Consider the following 2154-nt stretch of genomic DNA (forward strand, 5'->3'; position numbering starts at 1 on the left):
CTATATATCATACCAAAGAAAAAATGTTTCTATATACACTTGTCCTTTTAAGGACAATAATTTTAAATAAAATCTAATAATTTTAGATATTATATAAAAATATATATTTCTCTTTTGAGAGAAGAGAAATATATATAATTTTTTTTAAATATAAAAAATTGAATTTTTAATTCGTTATAACCTTTGTAAGAAATTTACAATAAAGAGCTATAATCGTATTCAAATATTTTTATAAGTTTATATATTAAAAATATATTTTTTGATTTTTTTTGAATATTATATTACTAGCTATAATATTTTAATTGATACAAACAGGATTATAAAATAAAAAACCAAAAGTAAATTTAAAAAAATAAATTTTTAGTAAAATCCTATTTCAAAATTAAGTTAATCCTAATCTAGTCATTAGCACAGTTAGGTTCCTCTTTATGGTTCCCACAACAGTAATTCCTCTCACTACTAGCAAAATCACATTACTAATCTAACCTAATCATTATTACACCAAATAGCGGTGTCACTTTGATTCTGATTAGTATAAAAAATAGAAAATTCAATAATGAATCATCACAGCGATAAACTAAGCAATCTAAAAAATAAAGACTTTAACTGAAATTTTAGAAAGCACATCTATAATTGTAAACTATAATATTACTCATCCCTGGTATAATTAGTTTTAAATGAGCTATAATTAGCTTCTTTTTTAAAGCGAAAAAATAATCTATAAAATATTGTACTGGTTTTCTTTTCGCGATAAATTTCCCAATTATTAGGCATAATCATTGATAGATTCTTTTCAGATTCAACGTAAATATAAGTTTCTGGAGCAAGAATTTCTGTTTTTTCTAACCAAACAGCAGCTTGTCTGATAAGTCCTTGGTAAAATGGTGGATCAAGAAAAACAATATTAAAATAACCATGTTGCAACTCGTTAATTTTATAAGGAAATTCTTCAAAAAAAAATGTAGTATTTTTGGTATTTAAAATTTCTGCATTTTTCTGTAGCGTTTCAATAACCTTTTTTGAGTGATCAAAAAAAGTTACGTGAGCACATCCTCGGGATAAAGCTTCAAAACCCAAAGCTCCACTACCTGCAAACAAATCTAAACAACAAGAATCTTTGATATAAGGAGATAACCAATTAAAAAGGGTTTCCCGTATACGATCCGAAGTAGGTCGCAATTCTGGTAGAGAAGGAAAAACGATTTTTCTTCCTCGCCATTTTCCAGCAATAATTCGAAATTTTCCTGGTAAAAACCAAAGCATAGAAACTTATAACCGAGATTATTTAGTAAAAGCAATAAGTCTTTTTTGAAACATTTATTTTATTTTCTTATTTAGGTAGAATATTGTTTTTAGTTTGTACTTCCGTCTACATTCAATAAAATTGAGTATCAAAACAATCCTTCTAATATTCAATTATAAACCACTATAGTAAAAAAATGAAGATTACTGGAGTTTATCTTAATGAGCCCTTTAAAATAGAGTTCTATTATACAGAATGTTCTGTTCTACTAAAAAGTTATAATTAATATTATTAATTATAATTGATATATTAATCAACAGCATTAGCTTGGTAGGGAACCAATAAATAAATTCAGTATAGATTATTCTGTAGAAAATTAAGCTATTATGTCTTATACAAGGGTTTTTAGTTTACTTTCGTGTTACATTACCTATAATCACCTTGCTTTATTGTTTGTTAGATCATATATGTTGATATAATACTTTTACCTCAAATTCAGTAAAATTTTAAGGTTTTTAAAAGTTCTTTCTAGATAGATATTAGGGGTATAGAGATAAGGATAGGGATAATTCTGATAAAGTGTATAATAAACTGCATTTAGAGAAACTGCTATCTGGTAATGACAGAAACCTATTTTCAATATTTGAAAATAATAAGTTTTTGAACCTGTAAAAATTCAAAATAAAAAAACTAAGTGGGATTATAAGTTTACTTACACTAAGTAAACTTATAATATTATAATTAAGTTAGTTATTATATTAAATTCCTACTATATCATATTCTACTTCAATTTAATCTACATTCTTTCTTATAGAAACTATATTCATAGTAAAGCATTGATTAAAAAATCAACTCCGAATCTTTTTTTTTAAAAAGATTAAAAAATAATTTTAATATCCACTATTAGAATT

Annotated in this window: 1 protein-coding gene; it reads right to left on the reverse strand. The window is 24.5% G+C overall.

Translation table 11 applies throughout. From position 1 onward, the window contains the following. Window positions 1-648: 648 nt before the first annotated feature. Complete coding sequence (gene rsmD, locus CLERM_RS00180; protein WP_102156620.1) at window positions 649-1263, reverse strand: 16S rRNA (guanine(966)-N(2))-methyltransferase RsmD; 615 nt, start codon at window positions 1261-1263, stop codon at window positions 649-651. Window positions 1264-2154 lie beyond the last annotated feature (891 nt).

Origin of the sequence: Coxiella-like endosymbiont (assembly GCF_002871095.1) — a bacterium.
Classification (GTDB): Bacteria; Pseudomonadota; Gammaproteobacteria; order Coxiellales; family Coxiellaceae; genus Coxiella.

Excerpts from the sequence above, each read along its gene's own strand:
- rsmD (WP_102156620.1), bottom strand. The coding sequence starts at position 1,263 with ATGCTTTGGTTTTTACCAGGAAAATTTCGAATTATTGCTGGAAAATGG.